Here is a 23147-nt window from a genome sequence, read left to right as displayed (position 1 = left end):
ATGCGTAACCGACATGGTCATGAGAGAACCGGCATGCTGCTGGGGTGGGCCGTGTCAGAGGCGTAAGCTGTTGCCAACGCGGGCCTTTGGCGAGGACTGTCGGCGTCTCACGGGACGAGGCGCCGACGGATCTCCGGGCTCGGCGATCCGGTCCAATGATCCGGCCGCATGAAGCGGCCGCTGGCAGTCGAGGTGATGGATGCTACAAGTCGCACACGAGGAGAGTCGTCAGGATCTTCTCAAGCAGCTCGAGGAACGGCTGCAGAGCCGTCTGGACAAGGAGAAGGCCGAGGCGGTCGAGGCCTTCGCCAGATACTTCTATGCCGCCGTGCCGCTGGAGGACCTTGCGGACCGCCGGCTGGACGATCTCTACGGCGCGACCCTCTCGGTGTGGCACTTCATCCAGCAGTTCGACGCCGCCGATCCCAAGGTGCGGGTCTTCAACCCGGACTTCGAGGAGCACGGCTGGCAGTCCACCCACACCTTCATCGCCGTGCTGCACCAGGACATGCCGTTCCTCGTCGACTCGGTGCGCGTGGAGCTCAATCGCCGCGGCATGACCGTGCACGCCATTCACAACGCCGTGCTGGCGGTGGAGCGCGACAAGTCGGGTCGCCTGGGGCGGGTGACTGCGCCCGGCGAGGCCGATGCGCCCTCCTCGCGTGAGTCGCTGATCGCCATCGAGGTGGATCGCCACTCCGATCCCGAGGAGCTGGAGGAGATCGAGGCCAGCCTGCAGGAGGTGCTGGGCGACGTGCGCACCGCGGTGGCCGACTTCGACCCCATGCGCGAGAAGGTGCGGGCGGCCATCGACGAACTGAAGGCCGGCTGCCCCGAACAGGTCGCGTCCGAGGACCATCAGGAGGCGATCGACTTCCTCGAGTGGCTGCTGGCGGACAACTTCACCTTCTTCGGCTATGACGAATACGAGGTACACGAGAGCAAGGGCCGGCAGCGCCTGGACAAGGTCAAGGGCAGCGAGCTCGGCGTGTTCCGCCTCGACCAGCCGCGCTACCTCGAGCGCATCCGCACCGACCTGGGCGTCGAGGGCGACCGCTTCGTGCTGGTGCCCCAGCTGCTGTCGTTTGCCAAGAGCGCCCATCACGCTCGCATCCATCGGCCGACCTACCCGGACTACATCTCCATCGACCGCTACGACGCCGAGGGCAACATCATCGGCGAGCGGCGCTTCCTGGGGCTGTTCACCGCCACCGTCTACAACGACTCGCCGCGCCACGTGCCGATCCTGCGCCGCAAGCTGAGCTCGGTGATGGAGATCTCCGGCTTCAGTCCGCAGGCCCACAACGGCAAGCAGCTGATGCAGATCCTCGAGGTCTATCCGCGCGATGATCTGTTCCAGATCGATGTCGACGAGCTGGCGCAGACGGCGCTGGGCATCCTCGACATCCGCGAGCGGCGCCGGGTGCGGCTGTTCATCCGCGAGGATCGCTTCGGCAAGTTCTATTCCTGCCTGGTGTTCGTACCCCGCGACGTGTTCTCCACCGAGCTGCGGCTGCGGCTGCAGGAGCTGCTGTGCCAGGAGCTCGATGCCACCTTCGGCGACTTCAACACCTATCTCTCCGAGTCGGTGCTGGCGCGTATCCAGTTCATCCTGCGCTTCAACGGCGATGCGCCGACCGACTACGACATCAAGCGCCTCGAGGACAAGCTGGTCAAGCTGGCCCGCAACTGGCGCGACGACCTGCTCAACGCCGCCATCGAGGGCTTCGGCGAGGAGCAGGCCAACCTGCTGATGGGCCGCTTCCGCGACGCCTTCCCGGCCAGCTACCGCGACGATTTCAGCGCCCGCACCGCGGTCTACGACCTGCAGCATCTCGGCGAGCTCGACGACGGCGCGCCGCTGGCGTTGTCGCTGTACCGCCTGATCGAGGAAGAGGGCAGCGGCGTCAATCTCAAGCTGTTCCATCCCGACGCCTCGATTCCGCTCTCCGACGTGCTGCCGATGATGGAGAATCTCGGTCTACGCGTGCTCGGCGAGCGGCCCTACGAGGTCCACGCCACCGACCGCGACTACTGGATTCACGCCTTCACCCTGGAGCATCACACCAGCATCGAGGTGAACCTCCAGGAGATGCGCGAGCCCTTCATCGAGGCGTTCCGGCGCATCTGGGCCGGCGAGGCCGACAACGATCCCTTCAACCGACTGATCATCGGCGCCAACCTGGACTGGCGCGAAGTGGCGATGCTGCGCGCCTACGCGCGCTACCTGAAGCAGATCCGCTTCGGCATGTCGCAGAACTACATCGCCACCACTCTGGTGAAACATCCCGAGATCACCCGCGAGTTGGTGACCCTGTTCGAGCTGCGCTTCGACCCCGCCGATCGCCCCGAGGCCAGCGAGATCGCCGACTGCGAGGCGCGCATCCTGGCACTGCTCGACGAGGTGCCGAGCCTCAATGACGACCGCATGCTGCGTCGTTACATGGAGCTGATCCAGGCGACCCTGCGCACCAATTACTACCAGCGTACCGAGAGCGGCGGCGTCAAGGACTATATTGCCCTCAAGCTCGAGCCCTCCAGGGTCACCGGGATGCCCAAGCCGCGGCCGGCCTTCGAGATATTCGTCTGCTCGCCGAGGGTCGAGGGCGTGCACCTGCGCGGCGGCAAGGTCGCCCGCGGCGGGCTGCGCTGGTCCGATCGCCGCGAGGATTTCCGTACCGAGGTGCTGGGCCTGGTCAAGGCGCAGCAGGTCAAGAACGCGGTGATCGTGCCGGTCGGCGCCAAGGGCGGCTTCGTCTGCAAGCGCATGCCGGAGGGTGCGGATCGTGAGGCCGTGCAGAAGGAAGGTATCGCCTGCTACCAGACCTTCATCCGTGCGCTGCTCGACGTCACCGACAATCTGGCCGGCGGCGAAGTGGTGCCGCCGAAAGACGTGGTGCGCCACGACGATGACGATGCCTACCTGGTGGTGGCCGCCGACAAGGGCACGGCAACCTTCTCAGACATCGCCAACGAGATCTCCGCCGAGTACGGCCACTGGCTGGGCGACGCCTTCGCCTCGGGCGGCGCCAACGGCTACGACCACAAGAAGATGGGCATCACCGCCAAGGGCGCCTGGGAATCGGTCAAGCGCCACTTCCGCGGGCTGGGCATCAACACCCAGCAGGACGAGTTCAGCGTGGTCGGCATCGGCGACATGGCGGGCGACGTGTTCGGCAACGGCATGCTGCTGTCCGACAAGATCCAGCTCAAGGGCGCCTTCAACCATCTGCACATCTTCGTCGATCCGACCCCGGACGCCGCATCGAGCTTCGCCGAGCGTCAGCGCCTGTTCGCGCAGCCACGTTCGAGCTGGGAAGACTATGATGCGTCGCTGATCTCCGAGGGCGGCGGTATCTTCAAGCGCAGCGCCAAGTCGATCGCCATCACCCCGCAGATGAAGAAGGCCTTCGGCATCCGCGAGGACAAGCTGTCGCCCAACGAGCTGATCCGCGCCATGCTGGTCTCCCAGGTCGACCTGATCTGGAACGGCGGCATCGGCACCTACGTCAAGGGCAGCATGGAAAGCGATGCCCAGGTCGGCGACAAGGCCAACGACGCCCTGCGTATCGACGGTCGCGACCTCAACTGCCGCGTGGTCGGCGAGGGCGGCAACCTCGGCCTCACCCAGCGCGGGCGCATGGAAGCCGCGGCCAAGGGCGTGCGGCTCAACACCGACTTCATCGACAACGCCGGCGGCGTCAACTGCTCCGACCATGAGGTCAACATCAAGATCCTCATCGACGAGGTGGTCTCCCGCGGCGACATGACCGAGAAGCAGCGCAACCAGCTGCTGGCCGACATGACCGACGAGGTCAGCGAGCTGGTGCTGCGCGACAACTATCGCCAGACCCAGGCCCTGGATCTCGCCGAGCGCCTTTCCCAGGAGGGCATCGGGCCCTTCCGTCGCTTCATCAGCGAGCTGGAATCGGCCGGTCAGATCGACCGCGAGCTGGAGTTCCTGCCCGCCGACGAGGAGCTTCAGGAGCGCGCCCAGCAGGAGCAGGGCATGACCCTGCCCGAGCTGTCGGTGCTGATCTCCTACGCCAAGAGCGTGCTCAAGGGCGACCTGATCGCCTCCGACGTGCCCGATGACCCGACCATCATCCGCTTTGTCGAACGTGTCTTCCCGTCGGTGCTGGCCGAGCGCTATCACGACGAGATGTACGATCACCGCCTCAAGCGCGAGATCGTCGCCACCCAGGTGGCCAACGACATCATCGATCACATGGGCGTGGTGTTCATGCGTCGGCTGATGGACTCCACCGGCGCCGGCCGCGCCGACATCGCTCGCGCCTACGTGATCGCCCGCGACAGCTTCCAGCTGACCAAGCTGTGGGAGCAGGTCGAGGCGCTGGACAACAAGGTGGCCAGCGACGTCCAGTACGCGATGATGCTCGACCTGATGCGCATGCTGCGCCGTGCAACGCGCTGGTTCCTGCGCCATCGCAGCAGCATGAGCACCCGCGACGCCATCGACTACTTCGGCCCGCGCCTGGCCCAGCTGCAGGAAGGCATCGGCAAGCGCCTGCGCGGCGAGGAGAAGGCCCAGTGGGAGGCGCGCCGCCAGGAGCTGGTCGAGGCCGGCGTGCCGGAGGCCCTGGCCGCCACGGTGGCCGCGGCCAACAGCCTCTATGCGGCGCTGGGCATCATCCATGCCGCGCGCCAGAACGATGACAAGCCGCAGCGGGTCGCCGAGGTGTTCTACGAGATCGGCGCGCGCCTGGAGCTGCCGTGGCTGCTGCAGCAGGTCTCGCAGCTCGAGGTCCGCGACGGCTGGCAGGTGAAGGCGCGTGAGACCTTCCGCGACGACATCGAACGTCAGCAGCTGGCGCTGACCTCGAGCGTGCTGAGCATGGAAGACGGGCCGCGCGACAGCGCCGAACGCGTCGAGCGCTGGCTGTCGCTCCACGAGAGCATGCATCAGCGCTGGGGTCGCCTGCTCGAGGAGGTCGGCAGCGGTAGCCAGGGCGGCTTCCCGCTGTTCGCCGTGGCCGTGCGCGAGCTGGTGGATCTGGCCGAGAGCAACAGCGAGTCCTAGGCAAGGCAGCGTGTCGGCCTGACACGGGTCGGCACGAGCGCTGCTGATACGGCCTGACACGAGAAAGGGCGCCCCGCGGGGCGCCCTTTCTTGTTGCCTTCCTGGCTGTGATTTCCGTGGGACAGCAGGCCGGCCGAGATGCCGGCGATCAGCGGCAGCTGACGCTCCAGATCGCCTTGTAGTCCTCGCCGTCGTCGTTCAGGGCCGCCAGGTTGGTGTCCTCGTTGACGGTGCCGCCTTCCACCATGGCTTCGGCCTCGTGACGCTTCTTCGCGCTGGCGTCGGGCCCCAGCACCTGCTGCTCCTGAATGATGAACTCGTCCCGGTCGCGAGCCTCGCAGACCTCCAGGGCGCGCTCCTTGGCCGCTTCCAGGGCTTCCTGGCGGTCGTCGCCGAGGCCGGTCACCACGTAGTCGGTGCTTTTCATCTCCATGGAGGCGCTGTCGCTGGCGCAGCCGGTGATGCCCAGAACGGCGATGGCGCCGGCCGCGATCATCAGGGTGCGTGTCTTGGTCAGCGGTGCTTTGATCAACTGAGTCTTGGTCAACATGGGTCTCTCCTTTTCCGTCGTGCCGATCCGTGCGGGAAAGCCGTTTCCCGTGGTGACGAGGCCACCGGGCGCGGTGGCCTGTCGTGGTTCTCATGCTAGCGGGGATGCGGAGGCGCACAAGAGTGGCGCGGCGGAGACGCCGGCCGTCGCGGAACGGCGACGGCTCGGGGCGTGGTGGCAGCAGCAGGAGCCGCGGTTACAGCAGGAAGAGCGTGGCCAGGCCGAGGAAGGACATGAAGCCGACCACGTCGGTCACCGTGGTCAGCACCACCGAGCCGGACAGGGCGGGATCGATGCCGAGGCGCTTGAGCAGCAGCGGAATGACGATACCGGCGACGCCGGCGGCGAGCATGTTGATCACCAGGGCGGCGGCGATGATGACGCCGATGCCGAAACTGCCGAACCAGACGATCGCCAGTGCCGCCACCACCAGCGCCCACAGCAGGCCGTTGAGCACCGCGATGCCGACCTCCTTGCGCAGCAGCCAGTTGCTGTTGGTGCGGCTGATCTGGCCCAGCGCCAGGCCGCGGATCGCCAGCGTCAGGGTCTGGCTGCCGGCGATGCCGCCCATGCTGGCGACGATCGGCATCAGCACCGCCAGCGCCACCAGCTGGTCCAGGGCCGCCTCGAAGCGGCCGATCACCCAGGCGGCCAGGAAGGCGGTCAGCAGGTTGATGCCGAGCCACACGGCGCGGCGCTTGGCGCTGGGCAGCACCGGGGCGAACAGGTCTTCCTCCTCGTCGAGGCCGGCCATGTTCATCAGCGCCTGTTCGGACTGCTCACGGATCACGTCGACGATGTCATCGATCACGATGCGGCCGAGCAGCAGGCCGCGGGCGTCGACCACCGGCGCCGAGACCAGGTCGTGGGTCTGGAACAGGGTGGCCACGTCGAGGGACTTCATGGTCACCTGGATGCTGTCGACATCGCTGTCCATCAGGTCGGCCACGGCCTGATCCTGATCGCTGGCCACCAGCCGGGCCAGCGGCAGCACGCCCATGAACAGGCCGTTGCGGTCGACCACCATCAGGCTGTCGGTATTGTCGGGCACCTCCTGCTTCCAGCGCAGGAAACGCTGTACGGTCTCCAGGCTGACGTCGGCGCGCACGGCGATGGTGTCGGTGCGCATCAAACGCCCGGCAGAGTCCTCCTCGAAGGCCAGGGTCTCCTGCAGGCGAGCGCGCTGCAGCTCGTCCATGGAGCGCAGCATGTCCTCGGCGACCTGCTGCGGCAGGTCCTCGAACAGCTCCGCCAGATCGGCGGTGTCGAGCCCGGCGGTGGCGGCCACGATCTCGGCGTGGTCCATGTCGTCGATCAGGGTGCTGCGCGCCTCGTCGTGGACGTGCAGCAGTACCTCGCCGTCGACCTCCTGAGGCACGCGTTCCCACAGCCGGATGCGCGCGTCGAGCGGCAGCGACTCCAGCAGCAGGGCGACCTCGGCGGGCTCCAGGTCGGCGATCACGTCGTCGACCCATTCCAGATGTTCCTTCTCCAGCGCCAGGTGAATGCGCGACAGGCGGTGTTCCAGCGTCTCGGTCGTTTCGGTCATGGCGTCTCCCTGGCGGGGCGGCGTCGCCCGCGGTCTGTTCCGTGTCGGACATTCCGATGTCCGGTCAGTCAATCATACAAGATGTGCCGCACGGTCGTTGGCATTGACGTTCGTCGTGGCGAGTCGGCTGCGCTATACTCGCGCCCGATTTTTCCGCCCTCGTCTCAGGAGCCGCCATGTATTCCCTCGCCCGTTCGCTGCTGTTCCGCCTCGATGCCGAGAAGGCCCATGGCCTGGCACTGTCGGGGCTGGACCTGGCCGACCGTCTCGGCCTGGCGAAGGCCATGGGCAAGCGCGTCGACGATCCGGTGGAGTTGATGGGACTGCACTTTCCCAACCGGGTGGGGCTGGCCGCCGGACTCGACAAGAACGCCGACCATCTGGACGCCCTTGGCGCGCTCGGCTTCGGCTTCGTCGAGGTCGGCACCGTGACGCCGAAGCCCCAGGACGGCAACCCGAAGCCGCGGCTGTTCCGCCTGCCCGAGGCCGGCGCCATCATCAATCGCATGGGCTTCAACAACGCCGGCGTCGACCACCTGATCGCCAAGGTGAAGGCCAGCCGCTATCGAGGCGTGATCGGCATCAACATCGGCAAGAACCTGACCACCCCGGTGGAGCAGGCGGTGGACGACTACCTCCACTGCCTGAACGAGGTGCATGCCCATGCCCACTACATCACCGTGAACATCTCCTCGCCGAACACCCCCGGGCTTCGCAACCTGCAGTTCGGCGAGCATCTGGACGAGCTGCTCGGCACCCTGCGCGAGGCGGGCGACCGGCTCGATCGCGAGAACGGCCGTCGCGTGCCCCTGGCGGTCAAGATCGCGCCGGACATGGACGCCGAGGAGGTCGGCCTGGTGGCACGCAGCCTCGAGGCCAATCGCATCGACGCGGTGATCGCCACCAACACCACGGTGGCTCGCGAGGCAGTGGCCGGGCTGGCCCACGGTGATGAGCAGGGTGGACTGTCGGGCCGGCCGGTGTTCGAAGCGTCCAACCGCGTGATTCGCGAGCTGCGCCGACATCTGCCCGAGCTGCCGATCATCGGCGTGGGCGGCATCGACAGCGGCGCGGCGGCGGCGGCCAAGATCGAGGCGGGCGCGGACCTGGTTCAGCTGTATTCCGGCTTCATCTACCGCGGGCCGGCGCTGATCGGGGAGTGTGCTCGGGCCCTGCGCGACCGTCGTCGCTGACCTGGCGTGCGGGCGGCGCATTAAAAAGCCCACGCGAGGCGTGGGCTTGAGAGGTGAAGTTCGTCGAACGAAGGGGAGAGTCTGCCCGGTCGTCGGGTCAGATCACCATGGGGTTCTTGTGAATACCGGAGACCCCGGTCATTCCGGACCATTGGTCACCACGACCTTCACGCCAACCGCTCATCCAGTACTCTCTTAGGTTGATGTCCTGGTTCGGACAGTCATCGCGGGAGCGACCTGAGACTCCCGCCTTGTACCCATGAACATAGGCACGCTGGAAGCGATCACGTTTCTGTCGTTTCATTGGACTACCTCTTGCTAAAAGGCACCGATGGTAGCGACGCTTCAGGCGTCGCGACCGTGACTCGAGGGTGTCGAAACGGCACAGCTATGTACTGTGTCGACAGGTCCTTGCCCTCATGACAGGAACGCATGCGTTGTCTGGTAGCTACCACTTCATTCATAGCGCAACCTGGTCGATGCCGTCGACAGGTGATTTGTAACAAAGCGTACATTCAGGCGTCACGCGGACGTGGCCGACCTGAAACCACCCGATGGATTTCTCATGACCGAACGACGAGCTTCCGACTCCCTGGCCTTTCTCGCCACCTGCCCCAAGGGGCTGGAACTGCTGCTGGCCGATGAGCTGGCGGCGCTGGGCGCCACGCCCGGCAAGACGACCCTGGCCGGGGTGAACTTCCAGGCCGACCTCGAGACGGCCTATCGGGTCTGCCTGTGGTCGCGGCTGGCCAACCGGGTGGTGCTGTGCCTGGTGCGCGAGGAGGGCATCGAGACCCCTGACCAGCTGCGCGCGGCCACGGCCGCCGTGGCCTGGCGCGATCACCTGCCGCGCGGGGCGACCCTGGCGGTGGACTTCCACGGCCGCTCCAGCGAGATTCGCCACACCCGCTTCGGCGCTCAGACCGTCAAGGACGGCGTGGTGGATCGCCTGCAGGCCGACGGCCAGCCACGGCCGAACGTCGACACTCACCAGCCCGATCTGCGCCTCTACGCCCATCTGCATCGCGGCCGGCTGACCCTGGGCATCGACTTCGCCGGCGACAGCCTGCACCGCCGCGGCTATCGCCGCGACGTGGGCCACGCGCCGCTCAAGGAGAACCTGGCCGCGGCGCTGCTGATCCGCGCCGGCTGGCCCGAGCGGGCCCGCGAGGGGCAGCCGCTGGTCGACCCGCTGTGCGGCGCCGGCACCCTGCTGATCGAGGCGGCGATGATGGCCGCCGACATGGCGCCCAACCTCAACCGCGAGCGCTTCGGCTTCCAGGGCTGGGCCGGCCACGACAAGGCCCGCTGGCAGGAGATCAAGCGCGAGGCCGAGGCGCGGGCCAGCATCGGCCGCAAGCGCTGCCGCTGCCGGCTCTACGGTTTCGACCAGAGCCCGCCGGCGCTGTCCTCGGCCAAGGCCAATGCCATGCGTGCCGGCATTCCGGCGCTGATCACCCTGCAGGGCGCGAGCCTCACCGAGCTCAAGCGCCCCGAGGATCTCGACCCCGAGGCGACGGGGCTCATGATCACCAATCCGCCCTACGGCGAGCGCCTGGGCGAGCTGCCCGAGCTGGTCGGCCTCTACGCCGATCTCGGCGAGCGCGCGCGCCAGGCCTTCCCGGGCTGGCGCCTGGCGCTGTTCACCGGCAATCCGGACCTCGGCCATCGCACCGGGCTGCGCGCCCACAAGCAGTATTCGCTGAAGAACGGCCCGCTGGATGCGAAGCTGCTGCTGATGGACGTGCCGGAGGGCGCTCAGGGGGAAGGCGAGGCCGCGACGTCGACGCCGCCGCCGCGCTCCGAGGGCGCGCAGATGTTCGCCAATCGCCTGACCAAGAACCGCAAGCGGCTGAAGAAGTGGCTCAAGCGCTCCGGCGAGACCTGCTACCGGCTGTATGACGCCGACATGCCGGAATATGCTCTGGCCATCGACGTCTACGGCGATCACGTGCACGTGCAGGAATACGCGCCGCCGAAGTCGATCGATGCCGGTCAAGCCCAGAAGCGGCTGTTCGAGGCGCTGGCGGTGATTCCGGAGGAGCTGCAGGTCGACGCCAGCCGGGTGGTGGTCAAGCGCCGCGAGCGCCAAAGCGGGCGCGCTCAGTACCAGAAGCAGGCGGCCAGCGGCGAGCGCTTCGAGGTCCGGGAGGGGCCGGCCCGGGTGTGGGTGAACCTGCGCGACTATCTCGACACCGGGCTGTTCCTTGATCACCGCCCGGTGCGGCGCATGCTCGGCGAGATGGCAAAGGGCAAGCGCTTCCTGAACCTGTTCTGCTACACCGCCACGGCCACCGTGCAGGCGGCGCTTGGCGGCGCCTCGGACAGCGTCAGCGTGGACCTGTCCAACACCTATCTCGACTGGGCCCGCGACAACTTCGCCCTGAACCGGCTCGACCCCTCGCGTCACCGCGTGGTGCGCGACGATTGCTTCCAGTGGCTGGAGACCGCCGGCGTCCAGTTCGACCTGATCTTCATGGACCCGCCGACCTTCTCGAACTCGAAGAAGATGGCCGACACCCTGGACGTGCAGCGCGACCACGGCCGGCTGGTGCGCCTGGCCATGGCGCGGCTGGCGCCCGGCGGCACCCTGGTGTTCTCCAACAACCAGCGCCGCTTCAAGCTCGACGCCGAGCTGGCCGAGGCCTATGCGGTGGAGGACATCTCGGCGAAGACCTTCGATCCGGATTTCTCACGCAGGCCCGATCTACATCATGTCTTCCTGATCCGCCACAAGGAGGGTGCCGCCGAGGCATGATCCATCTGACGCTCTACACCACGCTCGGCTGCCATCTGTGCGAGACGCTGGAGGCCGGGCTGGCGCGCCTGGCCGGCGTCGAGTATTGCCTGACGCGGGTCGAGATCAGCGAGGACGAGGCACTGCTGGCGCGCTTCGGCGAGCGCATCCCGGTGCTGGTGGACGCGGCGGGGGAGGCGCTGGAGGGCGGCGTCTCCCCGGCGCGACTGGCCGAATGGCTGGCCGCGCGGGGCTGGCTGGACGAAAGCGCCTGGCAGGCGATGCAGGGCGAGAGCGAGGCGACGCAGGAGTCGGGCGGCGCGGTCAGCCGGCGGGGGCGTCGCTATCTCGGATAGGGCTCGGATAGGGGCTGAGGGGCCAGCCGAGGTCGGGACTAACGTCAGGGGCGGATCAGAGCTGGTCGAGCAGCGACAGCTGGTTGACCGCATCGCGCCCTTCGGGGCTGTGATCGTCGGCCTCGAGCACCTTGTGAAAGCCGCGCGAGGCCTGGATGGTGGCTTCGTCCTCGAGCCACATCATTGCCTGGGCGTGGTCGTCGGCGAGCCGATGCTTGAGCCCGCCGAACTGGGTGCCGATCTGGCCCCAGGCGCGGCTGAAGATCCAGTCGCCGAACATGTCCTGATGGACATGTACCAGCACATAGTCATGGTCGGTTTCCCAGCGGACGATCACGGCGACTCCCGAGGTCGGCGGCGGCGCGACGCGCACCGCTCGTGTAACATGACCTGTATTGTAAGGCCTTGTGTTTCATGGACAAGTTTCATGGACAAGTCAATCGAGAGGAAGGACCCATGAGAATCGTCGTCGACGCCAACGTGCCGGCCGCGGAGGCCTGTTTCGGGCCGCTGGGCGAGGTGATACGGGTGCCGGGCCGCGAGATCGATGCCGACACGGTGCGCGACGCCGATGCGCTGGTGGTGCGCTCCATCACCCGCGTCGACGAGGCCCTTGTGGCCGGCTCCCGACTGCGCTTCGTCGGCACCTGCACCATCGGCACCGACCACGTCGACCGGGCGGCGCTGGCCGCGCGTGACATCGGCTTCGCCAGCGCGCCGGGCTGCAACGCCGAGGCGGTGGTCGACTACGTGCTGACGAGTCTCGCGACCCTGGCCGAGCGCCAGGGCTTCTCGCTGCTCGAGCGCACGGTCGGCATCGTCGGCGTGGGCAACGTCGGCGGCCGGCTACGCACGCGCCTCGAGGGCATGGGCATCGCCTGCCTGGCCTGCGACCCGCCTCGCGCCGAAGCAGAAGGCGGCGAAGGCTTCCACGACCTCGACGCCCTGATCGATGCCTGCGACGTGCTGTGCCTGCATACGCCGCTGGTGCGCGACGGACGTCACGCCACCCGCCATCTGCTCGACGCTCGTCGCATCGCCGAGCTGGCGCCGGGCACCGTCGTGCTCAACGCCGGGCGCGGCGATTGCCTGGACGGCCAGGCGCTGCGCGCGCGGCTCTCGGGGCAGGGCGACATCACGGCGGTGCTCGACGTCTGGGAGGAGGAGCCCGGCATCGATGCCGCCCTGTGCGACCTGGCGGCGATCGCCACGCCGCATATCGCCGGCCACAGCCGCGACGGCAAACTGCGCGGTACCCACGCCATCTATCAGGCGCTGACCCAGCGCTTCGGCCTGCCGGCGCGACTGACCCTGGCGGATCTGTCGCCGGCGCCGCCGCTGGCCTCGCTGACCCTTGACGGCGGCCTGTCGGTGGAGGAGGCGCTGCGGCTGTGCATGCGCGCGGTCTATGACGTGCGCCGCGACCATGATGCCCTGCGCCGGGAGAGTCGCCGCCAGGGCATGGCGGTCGGCTTCGACCACTGCCGTGCCAATTACCCGCTGCGCCGCGAGTTCTCGACCCTGGCCGTCGAGCTGCGCCCGGCGGCCGAAGCGCTGGCGAAAACGCTCGCGGCTGCGGGGTTTCGGGTGGCGCCTAGCGCCTAGCTACAAGCGCCAAGCTATAAGAAAACCCGAAGGCCATGGCCTTCGGGTCTTCTTTTGCTTCGAGCAGTTTCACGCTGTCGATTTGCAGCTTGCAGCTTGCAGCTTGCAGCTTGCAGCTTGCAGCTTGCAGCTTACTGCCTATAAGCCGCTTCCTTGAGCGCACGAATACGGTCGTCGAGGGGCGGGTGGCTGGCGAACAGCCGCTCCATCAGCTTGCGGGTCTGGCCGGTGGTGATGGCGAACGCGGTCAGGGTGTCCGGCATCTGGTCGGCCATCTGGGTCTCGGCCTTGAGCCGGCCCAGAGCGTTGATCATGGCGCCGCTGCCGGCCAGCCTGGCGCCCGCGGCGTCGGCGCGGTACTCGCGGAAGCGCGAGAACCAGGCGACGATGGCCGAGGCGATCAGGCCGAACACGATCTCGGCGACGATCACCACCGCGAAGTAGCCGAAGAAGCCCAGGCCTTCGTTGTCATCGCGGCGCAGGAAGCTGTCGACCAGCTGGGCCACCACGCGAGCGAAGAACATCACGAAGGTGTTCAGCACGCCCTGGATCAGCGCCAGGGTGACCATGTCGCCGTTGGCCACATGGCCGATCTCGTGGGCCAGCACCGCACGCACCTCTTCCGGGCGCATGCGGTTAAGCAGGCCGGCGGAGACCGCCACCAGGGCGTCGTCCTTGTTCCAGCCGGTGGCGAAGGCGTTGGATTGCTGGGCAGGGAAGATGCCGACCTCCGGCATCTTGATGCCGGCCTCTCGGGCCAGCTCGCCCACGGTGTCCAGCAGCCACTGCTCGGTGCTGTTGGAGGGCTGCTCGATGATTACCGTGCCGGTGGTGCGCTTGGCCATCCACTTGGAGATGAACAGCGACACCATGGAGCCGGCCATGCCGAAGATGAAGCAGAAGATCAGCAGGCTGTTGAAGTTGATGCCCTGGGCGGTGAGGTAGGGCTCCACGCCGAGCAGTCGCAGGGTGATGCTGGCCACCAGGATCACCGCCAGGTTGGTGCCCAGGAACAGCAGGATTCTCATCATTGCCGGAACTCTCCCATGAGGGTTGTCGTGCAGGCGCCGCGCCCCGGTGGGCGCGACGAGTAGAAGCATCTGCTTAGATACGGACTTTCGTCGGGGGTTTCAAGCGCGGCGTCGCGACAGCCTCATCGACGATGGCGAGATGGGCTTACTGGCGGTAGCGCGACAGGAACCGCGCGAAGCGATCCAGGGCGTCGTCGAGCTGTTCGGCCCAGGGCAGGGTGACGATGCGCACGTGGTCCGGCTCGGGCCAGTTGAAGGCCGTGCCCTGCACCAGCAGGATCTTCTCCTGCAGCAGCAGGTCGAGCACCAGCTGCTGGTCGTCCTGGATGTTGAACACCTTGGGGTCGAGGCGCGGAAAGGCGTAGAGCGCACCCTTGGCCCTGGTGCAGGACACCCCGGGAATGGCGTTCAGCTTTTCAAAGGTGATGTCGCGCTGGGCCAGCAGCCGGCCGCCGGGCAACACCAGGTCGTTGATCGACTGGTAGCCGCCCAGCGCGGTCTGGATGGCGTGCTGGGCCGGCACGTTGGCGCACAGGCGCATCGAGGCCAGCATGTTGAGGCCCTGGATGTAGTCCTGGGCGCGTTGCTTGGCGATGCTGCCCGACAGCGTCATCCAGCCGCTGCGGAAACCGGCGCAGCGATAGCTCTTGGACAGCCCGTTCATGGTCACCACCAGCTGGTCGTCGCCGGCCAGGGAGCCGGTGGAGACGTGCTCGGTGCCGTCGTAGAGGATCTTGTCGTAGATCTCGTCGGAGAACACCACCAGATTGTGCTTGTGGGCGATCGCCAGCAGCTCGCGCACCACCTCCGGCGGATAGACGGCGCCGGTGGGGTTGTTGGGGTTGATGATGACGATGGCCCGGGTGTGCTCGGTGACCTTCTTGCGGATGTCATCGAGATCCGGCGCCCAGTCGGCCTGCTCGTCGCACAGATAGTGCACGGCGCGGCCGCCGGAGAGGTTGGTGGCGGCGGTCCACAGCGGATAGTCCGGCGCCGGGATCAGCACCTCGTCGCCGTCGTTGAGCAGCGCCTGGAGCGAAATGGTGATCAGCTCGGAGACCCCGTTGCCGACGAACACGTCCTCGACGCTGACGCCGGGAATGCCCTTGCGCTGGCACTCCTGCATGATCGCCTTGCGCGCCGAGTAGAGTCCCTTGGAATCGCAGTAGCCCTGGGCGGTGGGCAGGTTGCGCATCACGTCCTGGAGGATCTCCTCCGGGGCCTCGAAGCCGAACGGCGCGGGGTTGCCGATGTTCAGCTTGAGGATGCGCTGGCCTTCCTCTTCCAGGCGCTTGGCATGGTCGAGCACCGGGCCGCGGATGTCATAGCAGACGTTTTCGAGCTTGTGCGATTTCCTGAGCGAGGCAGTGTCCATGGGGTCGAGTCCAGTGGTGTCCAGGGCCGCCGGTCGGCGGGGTGATCGTCTTTTCGAGAGTAAAGGTGTGTCAGCCTGTCTCAGCCGGCCGCTTCGTCGTCGGCGCTGGCTGAGGTGTCGGCGTCCTCTTCGGGAGGCTCGGCCGGAATGTCGGCGGGGGTCTCGAGGGTCACGCGGCCGAGCTTGCCATCGCGCAGCTCGTGCAGCAGCACCTCGGCACCGCGGTGCAGGTCGACCTCGCCGCCGGCACGCAGGCCGCCGCGCTTGCTGGCAATGGTGGCGAGCAGGGCGTGGCCGTCGAAACCGGCCTCGGCCAGCAGGTCGAGCTGGGCGTCGCCGTCGGCCTCGACTCGGTCGGCATCGGGGTTGCCCTCGTAGGGAGGCAGTGTCTTCAGCTTGTAGCGAGCGGAAAACGCGTCGGGATAGCGCTTGGCCAGCTCGGCGGCGGCCACCACGGCCACGTCGACGTAGTCGATGGCGGTGTCGCGGATCGCGCCGCTGGCGGCCAGGCGATAGGCGCTGGCCTGATCCTCGATCTTCGGCCACAGCACCCCGGGGGTGTCGATCAGCGCCACCTGGCCGTTGATGCGCACCTTCTGCTGACGCTTGGTGACCGCCGGCTCGTTACCGGTCTTGGCGATGGTGCGTCCGGCCAGGCCGTTGATCAGCGTCGACTTGCCGACGTTGGGAATGCCCATGACCATCACCCGCACGTCGCGGTCGGCGCGCACCTGGCCGGCCAGCTCGTGGCACAGCTTGGGAATGCGCTTGAGCTCGCGCGACTGGGTGGTGGTCACCGCCAGGGCGCGGGTGTCAGGCTGGGCGTCGAAATGAGCGGTCCACTCTTTCGTACGGACCGGGTCAGCCAGGTCGGCGCGCGAGAGAATCTTGAGCACCGGCTTGTGGCGGGTGAGCTCCGCCAGCATGGGGTTGGCGCTGGAGTAGGGCAGACGGGCGTCGAGCACCTCGATCACCACGTCGATCTCCGGCAGCGCCTCGAGGATCTGCCGGCGCGCCTTGTTCATGTGTCCCGGGAACCAGCCGAGCATCATCCCTCTCCTGCTACTCAATGAAACGGCCGATCATCATAGCAGATGGCCGGCCGCCGCAGGGTGGGGGAGGGCGCTATTCCCCGGGATGGAAGTCGAGAGCGACCGAGTTGATGCAGAAGCGCTGGCCGGTGGTCTCCTGCGGGCCGTCGGGGAAGACGTGGCCAAGGTGAGCGTCGCAGCGGGCGCACAGCACCTCGATGCGCTGCATGCCATGGCTGGCATCCGCCTGGTGTTCCACGCAGCCGGTGCCCAGGGGGCGATCGAAGCTCGGCCAGCCGCAGCCGGCGTCGAACTTGTGCTCGTTCTCGAACAGCGGTGCGTGACAGCACACGCAGTGATAGATGCCCTGTTCGTCGTTGACCTTGTAGTCACCTGAGAAGGGGCGCTCGGTACCCTTCTCGCGGGTCACGTGGTACTGCTCGGGGGTGAGCTGTTCACGCCATTCGGCCTCGCTCTTCTCTACCTTCTTGCGCATGGCCTCTACTCCTTGGTTGCGTCGCCAGGTGCGTGCACCTCATTGTGACATCAAGACACGAGATTTTTTCCAGTCCGATCGTTAACGCTAGATCGTCGTGCCACTCCCGTGCTTGACACTTTCCCGCCGTGTCAGTACTATACGCGCCATCTCGACGAGGCGAGACACAGCGTCCCATTCGTCTAGTGGTCCAGGACACCGCCCTTTCACGGCGGTAACAGGGGTTCGAACCCCCTATGGGACGCCACTCTTCTCGATGAGATACCGGAGTGCGGGAATAGCTCAGTGGTAGAGCATCGCCTTGCCAAGGCGAGGGTCGCGAGTTCGAATCTCGTTTCCCGCTCCATTCAGTCTTCGGGCTGATGGGTTTAGAGTAGGGCCTGCGAGGGTCGCGAGCTGGTACGCCAGCCCGGTCGAATCTCGTTTCCCGCTCCATGCGTCCCATTCGTCTAGTGGTCCAGGACACCGCCCTTTCACGGCGGTAACAGGGGTTCGAACCCCCTATGGGACGCCACATCCGGTGTTTGACAATGCGAAAGCTGCGGGAATAGCTCAGTGGTAGAGCATCGCCTTGCCAAGGCGAGGGTCGCGAGTTCGAATCTCGTTTCCCGCTCCATTTTCCTTCGGGGTGATGGGTTAGAGTAGGGCCTGAGAGGGTCGCGAGCTGGTGCGCCAGCCCGGTCGAATCTCGTTCCCGCTCCATGCGTCCCATTCGTCTAGTGGTCCAGGACACCGCCCTTTCACGGCGGTAACAGGGGTTCGAACCCCCTATGGGACGCCACTTCGCAGTGTCGCCAGTGTTAAGCGGGAATAGCTCAGTGGTAGAGCATCGCCTTGCCAAGGCGAGGGTCGCGAGTTCGAATCTCGTTTCCCGCTCCATCTTCTTTCGGGATGATGGGTTCTAGAGTAGGGCCTGCGAGGGTCGCGAGCTGGTGCGCCAGCCCGGTCGAATCTCGTTTCCCGCTCCATTTGCTCGTTAGGGCAATGATTGCGTCCCATTCGTCTAGTGGCCTAGGACACCGCCCTTTCACGGCGGTAACAGGGGTTCGAACCCCCTATGGGACGCCACCTCGAAGTACCTCCTTCCAAGCGGGAATAGCTCAGTGGTAGAGCATCGCCTTGCCAAGGCGAGGGTCGCGAGTTCGAATCTCGTTTCCCGCTCCAGTAGGTCTCCAGAGAATGTTGTTTGGCCAAGGCTCGGGTCACGATCCGAAGTGTCGGTCCAATCGAATCTCGTTTCCCGCTCCAGTAGGTCTCCAGAAAATGTTGTTTGGCCAAGGCTCGGGTCACCATCCGAAGTGTCGGTCCAATCGAATCTCGTTTCCCGCTCCATTCGAAGGTTTCTCTTCACCGGTCCGGCCAGATGCGCCTGTCCGGGATGTCGTGTGTCTGCCCTTGGCGTCTGTCGATAGGCGTCTTTCCTCGCCGTGCCGCAAGAGCATGCCTCCCGGAAAATCGCCCAACTCGTTCGCCCGCGATTGAATTTGGCGGAATCGTCCCCATGATAGTGGGCCTTCAACGACATTCACCCAAGTACACAGGACTGCTCATGGCCGAACCGGCGCTGTCCATTCGTGGCCTGACCAAGGTCTACGGCAATGGCTTCCAAGCCCTCAAGGGCATCGACCTCGATGTCGCCCAAGGCGACTTCTATGCCCTGCTGGGTCCCAACGGTGCGGGAAAATCCACCACCCTCGGGGTGGTCTGCTCGCTGGTGCAGAAGACCGCCGGCAAGGTCTCGATATTCGGCATCGACATCGACAAGGACTTCGCCAAGGCGAAGTACCACCTCGGCGTGGTGCCCCAGGAATTCAACTTCAACCAGTTCGAGAAGGTCATCGACATCGTGCTGGCCCAGGCCGGCTACTACGGCATGTCGCGCCGCGAGGCCCTGCCGCGCGCCGAGGAACTGCTGCGCGACCTGGGGCTGTGGGACAAGCGCAACGGCAGCGCCCGCATGCTCTCCGGCGGCATGAAGCGTCGGCTGATGATCGCCCGCGCCCTGATGCACCGTCCCAAGCTCTTGATCCTCGATGAGCCGACCGCCGGGGTCGACATCGAGCTGCGTCGCAGCATGTGGGAGTACATGCGCCGCATCAACGAGAAGGAAGGCACCACCATCATTCTCACCACCCACTACCTGGAAGAGGCCGAGAGCCTGTGCCGGCGCGTGGGCATCATCAACCACGGCGAGATCATCCGTGACACCAGCGTGCGCGACCTGCTCGCCGAGCTGGACACCGAGACCTTCCTGCTCGACCTGGCGCACCCGCTCGAGGACGCGCCCGCCATCGACGGCTTCGACGTGCGCAAGTCCGACGACGCCCAGCTGGCGGTGATGGTTCATCGCGGCCAGCGCCTGAACGACGTCTTCGACGCCCTGGGGCAGCAGGGCATCGAAGTGGTCTCGATGCGCAACCGCGCCAACCGACTCGAGGAAATGTTCGTCTCCATGGTGGAAGAGGGGCAGAAATCCGCTAAATCCGACCAGGAGGCCCGTTCATGAACGCCAACCAGATCGCCATTGCCCTCTGGACGCTGGTGTCCAAGGAGATCCGCCGCTTCACCCGGATCTGGCCGCAGACGCTGCTGCCGCCGTCGATCACCATGACCATGTACTTCATCATCTTCGGCAACCTGATCGGATCGCGCATCGGGGCCATGGATGGCTACAGCTACATGGACTTCATCGTGCCCGGCCTGATCATGATGGCGGTGATCACCAACAGCTACTCGAACGTCGCCTCGAGCTTCTTCTCCAACAAGTTCCAGCGCAGCGTCGAGGAGATGATGGTCTCGCCGATGCCCAACTGGGTCATCCTCGCCGGCTTCGTGCTGGGCGGCATGGCGCGCGGCCTGGGCGTGGGCGTCATCGTGACCTGCGTGTCGCTGTTCTTCACCCGCATCGACGTGGCCCATCCGCTGCTGACCATCGTGGTGGTGGTGCTGACCGCGGCGCTGTTTGCCATCGGCGGCTTCATCAACGCGCTGCTGGGCAAGAAGTTCGACGACATCTCCATCGTGCCGACCTTCGTGCTGACGCCGCTGACCTACCTGGGCGGGGTGTTCTACTCGATCTCGCTGCTGCCGGCCTTCTGGCAGGGCGCCTCGATGCTCAACCCGATCCTCTACATGGTCAACGTCTTCCGCTACGGCTTCCTGGGCGTCTCCGACATCCCGGTGGGCTGGGCCCTGACCGCCATCCTCGGCTTCATCGTGGTACTGTTCGGCATCGCCCTGTGGATGCTCGACAACGGCAAGGGCATCAGGAGTTGACCATGGCACACGAACGACCCGAGACGCTCGCAGAGGCCCCGCTGGGCCGCGAGTCCGCCTATCCGGAGCACTACGACGCCGGGCTGCTGTACCCGATTGCCCGCGCCGCCAACCGCGCGCCGCTGGGCATCGAGGAGGGCGCGCTGCCGTTCGTCGGCGAGGACGAATGGCACGCCTTCGAGGTCTCCTGGCTCAACGCCCGCGGCAAGCCGATCGTCGCCGTGGCGCGCTTCCGGCTGCCGGCCGAGTCGCCGCGGCTGATCGAGTCCAAGTCGTGGAAGCTCTACCTCAATAGCTTCAACCAGACCCGCCTGGCCTCGCAGGACGAGGCCCGGGCGATCATGGAGCGCGACCTCTCCTCCGCGGCCGGTGCGCCGGTGGCCGTGGAGCTATTCGGCGTCGACGACGAGGCGCTCGCCCCGCGCCGCCTGCCGGGGGAGTGCATCGACGAGCGTGACATCGAGGTCGAGGACTACACGCCCAGCGCCGAGCACCTGACCACCGGCGACGAGATCGTCGAGGAAACGCTGCACTCCCACCTGCTCAAGTCCAACTGCCCGGTCACCGGCCAGCCCGACTGGGGCAGCGTGATGATCCGCTACCGCGGGCCGCGCCTCGACCGCGACGGCCTGCTGCGCTATCTGATCGGCTATCGCCAGCATCAGGATTTCCATGAGCACTGCGTCGAGCACATCTTCATGGACCTGATGGAGCGGGCCAGGCCCGAGCGGCTGCTCGTGCTGGCGCGCTACGTGCGCCGCGGCGGCCTCGACATCAGCCCCTGGCGCGGCACCCCCGGCGAGCGGCCGCCGACCCCGCTGCGTCTGGCGAGACAGTAGGGCGTTCCCGCCACCAGGCCTGGCGCGACAGCAATCGAGCGGCTTGATAGAGTATCGAGAACCTTTCTCGTCTGACCTCGGCAAGGAGACACCGATGGATGCGATGACGCTGCTGCAACAACGCAGCTCCATGGGCAAGCTGATGGCCCCGGCCCCGAACGCGGAACAGCTCGAGGCGATGTATCGGGCCGCACTGCGCGCCCCGGACCACAAGGAGCTCCGGCCCTGGCGCTTCATCGAGTTCTCCGGCGACGGGCTCGACCGCCTCGGCGAGCTGTTCGCCGAGGCCGAGCGGGTCGAGAATCCCGATGCCCCGGAGGCCGTGCTCGAGGGTGCGCGCAAGAAGCCCAAGCGCGCGCCGATGATCATCGCCGTGGTTGCCAGGGTCGTGCCGGACGAGCCCAAGGTGCCGCGGGTCGAGCAGGTGATCTCCGCCGGCTGCGCCGCCCACGGCCTGCTGCTGGCCGCGCACGCCCAGGGCCTGGGCGCCATGTGGCGCACCGGCAAGTACGCCTTCGACGCCACCGTGCGCGAGGGGCTCGGCCTGGCCGAGCAGGACGAGCTGGTCGGCTTCCTTTATCTGGGGCAGGTCGGCGGCCGCCACCGCCCGGTGCCCGAGCACGACCTCGACGCCTTCGTCGAGCGCTGGAGCTAAGCATGCGCGAGCTCGGCGTGCCCCATCCGCGCCTGCCGCTGCCGTCGGCGGGCGCGGAAGACGATCCGGCGGCCTTCCTGACCTGGCTGTGCGACGCCATCCCAATGGTCGAGCATCTCGGCATCGAGGCCATGCGGCGCGACGGCGATGCGCTGGAATGGCGGCTCGCCATCGCCCCGAGCCTCAACGACAAGGGCACCGGCTTCGGCGGCGCCCTGACCGCCCAGACCACGCTGCTCGGCTGGTGCTGGGCCACGCTCTGGCTGCGGCGACATGGTGTTGACCGTGATGTGGTGGTGGCCGAGGCCAGCCAGCGCTTCCTGGCGCCGGTGACCGGTGACTATCGGCTGGTCTGCACGCCGGAAAGCGAGCACGGCCCGGCGCGCCTCGAGGAGCGTCTGGCGGAGCGGGGCAGGGGGCGCATCGCCCTGGTGCAGCGCCTGTACTGCGGCGAGACCCTGTGCCTCCAGGCCCGCGGCGACTACGCCGTGCGCCCGGCACGCTGAGCCACCGGGCCCGATCAGCAAGAAAACGAAAAAACCACTTGCGTACACGGACTTAAGTGGATAATATACGCCCCGTTCTCGAGGCAAAGGCAGCAAGTCAAACGGTTCGAGAGCCAAAATGCGGAGGGGTGTCCGAGTGGTCGAAGGAGCACGCCTGGAAAGTGTGTAAGTCGAAAGGCTTCGAGGGTTCGAATCCCTCCCCCTCCGCCACGAATTCTAAGAAAGCCGCTGAGAGATCAGCGGCTTTCTTGCGTTTGTGCCTCCCCAAAGCGCTACACCTTCTCGCATCCCAGTGCACAGATTCCCCGGCCCCTAGCGGCATTCCTCTGGACGACTGTCCTTACAGACCCTCGCACAATCCGCAGCCACACTCACCTTGGTCGGTGATCGCTAATTCAGGCATGACAGCCGCATCTCTCTTAGGTAGTGTCGTCCTAAGTGTTGTGAGTGGACGTTGGTGGTTGAGGCGCGCTTTCTTCTCGAATGCATCCACGCCGCCGGCGATGGCCGTTCGCTCGAGCGGGAGGAAGTCGAATCCACCATGTACTTCCCCACCGAGCAGCTCGCCGCCCAGGGCCTCGATCTGGTCCAAGCAAGGTCCGCAGCGACTCGATGGACGGCACCCTGGCCGACGGCGACTGGGTGCTGGTGGATCGCAGTAGCCGCGATCCGCACACGGAAGGGGTGTTCTTGCTGCTCGTGCACGGCGAGCGACGTATCAAGCGCGGGCAGCGCGTCGCAAGCGGCGCCTGGCTGCTGATCAGCGACAACGAGCACTATCGGCCCGAGATGATCCCGCCCGAGCAAATGCGGGAGGTGGAGATCCTGGGGCGCTGCGAGGTCCGCATCGGGCGGATCTCGTGACCAAGGCGGCCTAGACCGCCAGTCCACAACAGCCCCGGCAGGG

General features: G+C 66.5%; 20 protein-coding genes and 9 tRNA genes. 20 read left to right on the top strand and 9 right to left on the bottom strand.

The window, feature by feature from the left end; translation table 11 throughout:
* The first annotated feature begins 199 nt into the window (after nucleotides 1-199).
* Nucleotides 200-5041: an NAD-glutamate dehydrogenase gene (locus tag MYL53_RS06535; RefSeq protein WP_247852816.1), complete on the top strand. Its 4842-nt coding sequence runs from the start codon at nucleotides 200-202 to the stop codon at nucleotides 5039-5041.
* A gap of 148 nt (nucleotides 5042-5189) precedes the next feature.
* Here the strand turns inward: MYL53_RS06535 and MYL53_RS06530 are convergent, their stop codons facing one another.
* Complete coding sequence (locus MYL53_RS06530; RefSeq protein WP_247852815.1) at nucleotides 5190-5591, bottom strand: hypothetical protein; 402 nt, start codon at nucleotides 5589-5591, stop codon at nucleotides 5190-5192.
* A gap of 196 nt (nucleotides 5592-5787) precedes the next feature.
* Entirely contained in the window at nucleotides 5788-7140 is a 1353-nt protein-coding gene (gene mgtE / locus MYL53_RS06525; RefSeq protein ID WP_247852814.1) for a magnesium transporter, read from the bottom strand.
* Nucleotides 7141-7316: 176 nt separating this feature from the next.
* Between mgtE and MYL53_RS06520 the strand changes: the two genes are divergently transcribed.
* Nucleotides 7317-8333: a quinone-dependent dihydroorotate dehydrogenase gene (locus tag MYL53_RS06520; protein WP_247852813.1), complete on the top strand. Its 1017-nt coding sequence runs from the start codon at nucleotides 7317-7319 to the stop codon at nucleotides 8331-8333.
* A gap of 97 nt (nucleotides 8334-8430) precedes the next feature.
* Here the strand turns inward: MYL53_RS06520 and rmf are convergent, their stop codons facing one another.
* Nucleotides 8431-8637: a ribosome modulation factor gene (gene rmf, locus MYL53_RS06515; RefSeq protein WP_152478577.1), complete on the bottom strand. Its 207-nt coding sequence runs from the start codon at nucleotides 8635-8637 to the stop codon at nucleotides 8431-8433.
* A 261-nt stretch (nucleotides 8638-8898) separates the two neighbouring features.
* On the opposite strand from rmf, the gene rlmKL reads away from it, so the two are divergent.
* Nucleotides 8899-11091, top strand: a complete 2193-nt coding sequence (gene rlmKL, locus MYL53_RS06510) for a bifunctional 23S rRNA (guanine(2069)-N(7))-methyltransferase RlmK/23S rRNA (guanine(2445)-N(2))-methyltransferase RlmL (protein WP_247852812.1) — start codon at nucleotides 8899-8901, stop codon at nucleotides 11089-11091.
* The gene (locus MYL53_RS06505; RefSeq protein WP_247852811.1) at nucleotides 11088-11426 is read left to right on the top strand and encodes a glutaredoxin family protein; all 339 of its coding nucleotides are present in this window, start codon (nucleotides 11088-11090) and stop codon (nucleotides 11424-11426) included. The genes rlmKL and MYL53_RS06505 overlap by 4 nt, the downstream gene beginning before the upstream one ends.
* Nucleotides 11427-11481: 55 nt before the next feature.
* Here MYL53_RS06505 and MYL53_RS06500 read toward each other — a convergent pair whose 3' ends face one another.
* Nucleotides 11482-11763: a hypothetical protein gene (locus tag MYL53_RS06500; protein ID WP_247852810.1), complete on the bottom strand. Its 282-nt coding sequence runs from the start codon at nucleotides 11761-11763 to the stop codon at nucleotides 11482-11484.
* Nucleotides 11764-11882: 119 nt separating this feature from the next.
* Between MYL53_RS06500 and pdxB the strand changes: the two genes are divergently transcribed.
* Complete coding sequence (gene pdxB / locus MYL53_RS06495; protein ID WP_247852809.1) at nucleotides 11883-13031, top strand: 4-phosphoerythronate dehydrogenase PdxB; 1149 nt, start codon at nucleotides 11883-11885, stop codon at nucleotides 13029-13031.
* Between the two features lie 131 nt (nucleotides 13032-13162).
* Here pdxB and htpX read toward each other — a convergent pair whose 3' ends face one another.
* The 4 genes from htpX to msrB all read right to left on the bottom strand — a co-directional run bounded on the left by htpX (nucleotide 13163) and on the right by msrB (nucleotide 16964).
* Entirely contained in the window at nucleotides 13163-14062 is a 900-nt protein-coding gene (htpX, locus tag MYL53_RS06490) for a protease HtpX (RefSeq protein ID WP_247852808.1), read from the bottom strand.
* A 145-nt stretch (nucleotides 14063-14207) separates the two neighbouring features.
* Entirely contained in the window at nucleotides 14208-15437 is a 1230-nt protein-coding gene (locus tag MYL53_RS06485) for a pyridoxal phosphate-dependent aminotransferase (RefSeq protein ID WP_247852807.1), read from the bottom strand.
* Between the two features lie 80 nt (nucleotides 15438-15517).
* Nucleotides 15518-16486, bottom strand: a complete 969-nt coding sequence (gene ylqF, locus MYL53_RS06480; protein WP_247852806.1) for a ribosome biogenesis GTPase YlqF — start codon at nucleotides 16484-16486, stop codon at nucleotides 15518-15520.
* A 76-nt stretch (nucleotides 16487-16562) separates the two neighbouring features.
* Nucleotides 16563-16964 carry a peptide-methionine (R)-S-oxide reductase MsrB gene (gene msrB, locus MYL53_RS06475; protein WP_247852805.1) on the bottom strand — a complete coding sequence of 134 codons (402 nt, stop codon included), beginning with the start codon at nucleotides 16962-16964 and terminating at the stop codon, nucleotides 16563-16565.
* Between the two features lie 171 nt (nucleotides 16965-17135).
* Here msrB and MYL53_RS06470 point away from each other — a divergent pair.
* The 14 genes from MYL53_RS06470 to MYL53_RS06405 all read left to right on the top strand — a co-directional run bounded on the left by MYL53_RS06470 (nucleotide 17136) and on the right by MYL53_RS06405 (nucleotide 22450).
* Nucleotides 17136-17211 (top strand) — tRNA-Glu (locus MYL53_RS06470).
* 24 nt (nucleotides 17212-17235) lie between these two features.
* A tRNA-Gly gene (locus MYL53_RS06465) sits at nucleotides 17236-17310 on the top strand.
* Between the two features lie 92 nt (nucleotides 17311-17402).
* A tRNA-Glu gene (locus MYL53_RS06460) sits at nucleotides 17403-17478 on the top strand.
* Between the two features lie 27 nt (nucleotides 17479-17505).
* Nucleotides 17506-17580 (top strand) — tRNA-Gly (locus MYL53_RS06455).
* An 89-nt stretch (nucleotides 17581-17669) separates the two neighbouring features.
* Nucleotides 17670-17745, top strand: a tRNA-Glu gene (locus MYL53_RS06450).
* A 23-nt stretch (nucleotides 17746-17768) separates the two neighbouring features.
* Nucleotides 17769-17843: transfer RNA gene (locus tag MYL53_RS06445), tRNA-Gly, on the top strand.
* A 113-nt stretch (nucleotides 17844-17956) separates the two neighbouring features.
* A tRNA-Glu gene (locus tag MYL53_RS06440) sits at nucleotides 17957-18032 on the top strand.
* 21 nt (nucleotides 18033-18053) lie between these two features.
* Nucleotides 18054-18128 (top strand) — tRNA-Gly (locus MYL53_RS06435).
* 385 nt (nucleotides 18129-18513) lie between these two features.
* Nucleotides 18514-19470, top strand: a complete 957-nt coding sequence (locus tag MYL53_RS06430; RefSeq protein ID WP_247852804.1) for an ABC transporter ATP-binding protein — start codon at nucleotides 18514-18516, stop codon at nucleotides 19468-19470.
* A complete protein-coding gene (locus MYL53_RS06425) occupies nucleotides 19467-20240 on the top strand; it encodes an ABC transporter permease (protein ID WP_247852803.1) in 774 nt (257 codons plus the stop codon). Before MYL53_RS06430 ends, MYL53_RS06425 begins: the two co-directional genes overlap by 4 nt.
* 2 nt (nucleotides 20241-20242) lie before the next feature.
* Complete coding sequence (gene queF, locus MYL53_RS06420) at nucleotides 20243-21079, top strand: NADPH-dependent 7-cyano-7-deazaguanine reductase QueF (protein ID WP_247852802.1); 837 nt, start codon at nucleotides 20243-20245, stop codon at nucleotides 21077-21079.
* Between the two features lie 94 nt (nucleotides 21080-21173).
* On the top strand, nucleotides 21174-21734 hold the full coding sequence (locus tag MYL53_RS06415; RefSeq protein ID WP_247852801.1) for a nitroreductase family protein: 561 nt from the start codon (nucleotides 21174-21176) through the stop codon (nucleotides 21732-21734).
* A gap of 2 nt (nucleotides 21735-21736) precedes the next feature.
* A complete protein-coding gene (locus tag MYL53_RS06410; protein WP_247852800.1) occupies nucleotides 21737-22240 on the top strand; it encodes a YiiD C-terminal domain-containing protein in 504 nt (167 codons plus the stop codon).
* 122 nt (nucleotides 22241-22362) lie between these two features.
* A tRNA-Ser gene (locus tag MYL53_RS06405) sits at nucleotides 22363-22450 on the top strand.
* A gap of 130 nt (nucleotides 22451-22580) precedes the next feature.
* On the opposite strand, the gene MYL53_RS06400 is transcribed toward MYL53_RS06405, so the two are convergent.
* On the bottom strand, nucleotides 22581-22832 hold the full coding sequence (locus MYL53_RS06400; protein ID WP_247852799.1) for a hypothetical protein: 252 nt from the start codon (nucleotides 22830-22832) through the stop codon (nucleotides 22581-22583).
* Between MYL53_RS06400 and MYL53_RS06395 the strand changes: the two genes are divergently transcribed.
* Nucleotides 22724-23104 carry a S24 family peptidase gene (locus MYL53_RS06395; protein WP_282103422.1) on the top strand — a complete coding sequence of 127 codons (381 nt, stop codon included), beginning with the start codon at nucleotides 22724-22726 and terminating at the stop codon, nucleotides 23102-23104. The genes MYL53_RS06400 and MYL53_RS06395 overlap by 109 nt on opposite strands.
* The last annotated feature ends 43 nt before the right edge of the window (nucleotides 23105-23147 follow it).

Origin of the sequence: Halomonas getboli, assembly GCF_023094245.1 — a bacterium.
Classification (GTDB): domain Bacteria; phylum Pseudomonadota; class Gammaproteobacteria; order Pseudomonadales; family Halomonadaceae; genus Halomonas; species Halomonas getboli.
Note: the sequence above shows the minus strand (reverse complement) of the source record. Positions and strands in the feature narration are given on the sequence as shown.

Coding starts and splice junctions, on each gene's coding strand:
- MYL53_RS06535 (WP_247852816.1), top strand. CDS start 200: ATGCTACAAGTCGCACACGAGGAGAGTCGTCAGGATCTTCTCAAGCAG.
- MYL53_RS06530 (WP_247852815.1), bottom strand. CDS start 5,591: ATGTTGACCAAGACTCAGTTGATCAAAGCACCGCTGACCAAGACACGC.
- mgtE (WP_247852814.1), bottom strand. CDS start 7,140: ATGACCGAAACGACCGAGACGCTGGAACACCGCCTGTCGCGCATTCAC.
- MYL53_RS06520 (WP_247852813.1), top strand. CDS start 7,317: ATGTATTCCCTCGCCCGTTCGCTGCTGTTCCGCCTCGATGCCGAGAAG.
- rmf (WP_152478577.1), bottom strand. CDS start 8,637: ATGAAACGACAGAAACGTGATCGCTTCCAGCGTGCCTATGTTCATGGG.
- rlmKL (WP_247852812.1), top strand. CDS start 8,899: ATGACCGAACGACGAGCTTCCGACTCCCTGGCCTTTCTCGCCACCTGC.
- MYL53_RS06505 (WP_247852811.1), top strand. CDS start 11,088: ATGATCCATCTGACGCTCTACACCACGCTCGGCTGCCATCTGTGCGAG.
- pdxB (WP_247852809.1), top strand. CDS start 11,883: ATGAGAATCGTCGTCGACGCCAACGTGCCGGCCGCGGAGGCCTGTTTC.
- htpX (WP_247852808.1), bottom strand. CDS start 14,062: ATGATGAGAATCCTGCTGTTCCTGGGCACCAACCTGGCGGTGATCCTG.
- MYL53_RS06485 (WP_247852807.1), bottom strand. CDS start 15,437: ATGGACACTGCCTCGCTCAGGAAATCGCACAAGCTCGAAAACGTCTGC.
- ylqF (WP_247852806.1), bottom strand. CDS start 16,486: ATGCTCGGCTGGTTCCCGGGACACATGAACAAGGCGCGCCGGCAGATC.
- msrB (WP_247852805.1), bottom strand. CDS start 16,964: ATGCGCAAGAAGGTAGAGAAGAGCGAGGCCGAATGGCGTGAACAGCTC.
- MYL53_RS06430 (WP_247852804.1), top strand. CDS start 18,514: ATGGCCGAACCGGCGCTGTCCATTCGTGGCCTGACCAAGGTCTACGGC.
- MYL53_RS06425 (WP_247852803.1), top strand. CDS start 19,467: ATGAACGCCAACCAGATCGCCATTGCCCTCTGGACGCTGGTGTCCAAG.
- queF (WP_247852802.1), top strand. CDS start 20,243: ATGGCACACGAACGACCCGAGACGCTCGCAGAGGCCCCGCTGGGCCGC.
- MYL53_RS06415 (WP_247852801.1), top strand. CDS start 21,174: ATGGATGCGATGACGCTGCTGCAACAACGCAGCTCCATGGGCAAGCTG.
- MYL53_RS06410 (WP_247852800.1), top strand. CDS start 21,737: ATGCGCGAGCTCGGCGTGCCCCATCCGCGCCTGCCGCTGCCGTCGGCG.
- MYL53_RS06395 (WP_282103422.1), top strand. CDS start 22,724: ATGCATCCACGCCGCCGGCGATGGCCGTTCGCTCGAGCGGGAGGAAGT.